This is a genomic window from Streptococcus suis (assembly GCF_002964045.1).
In the GTDB taxonomy this organism is placed as follows: Bacteria; Bacillota; Bacilli; order Lactobacillales; family Streptococcaceae; genus Streptococcus; species Streptococcus suis_U.
In genome coordinates this window covers 1-299 of the sequence record NZ_POPB01000506.1, presented here as the reverse complement: position 1 = coordinate 299, position 299 = coordinate 1, and the positions used below count along the sequence as shown (strand labels likewise).

Annotated in this window: 1 protein-coding gene; it reads right to left on the bottom strand. The window is 28.1% G+C overall.

Annotated elements, in window-relative coordinates:
* Positions 1–186: hypothetical protein (locus C1E99_RS12300; protein ID WP_153060231.1), on the bottom strand; the 186-nt coding region annotated here is incomplete at its 3' end.
* Positions 187–299 lie beyond the last annotated feature (113 nt).

The following is a 299-nucleotide window of genomic DNA, read 5'->3' as shown; positions in this document are numbered from 1 at the left end:
CAATTCAGCATTATGAATTGCAAAATCTAGTGCTTGTTTAAAACTTGGATTTTCCCTTTCCAAATCTATATTTTTATTAGATGTCAGTCTATTAAAACTTATTCCTTCCATATTAGGAGTTCTATTTTTGAACTGAAGGAATATTTTTTGACCCCAGTTACTGATTTTACGATGTAAACTCTCCATGTCATTTTCCTTTACAGATATATTTATTTTTATTATATCACAAAATCCCACTCTAATTGGTGGGATCCGAAAACTTCACTTTAATTTTAAATCTTACTTTTTACACTTGAAAA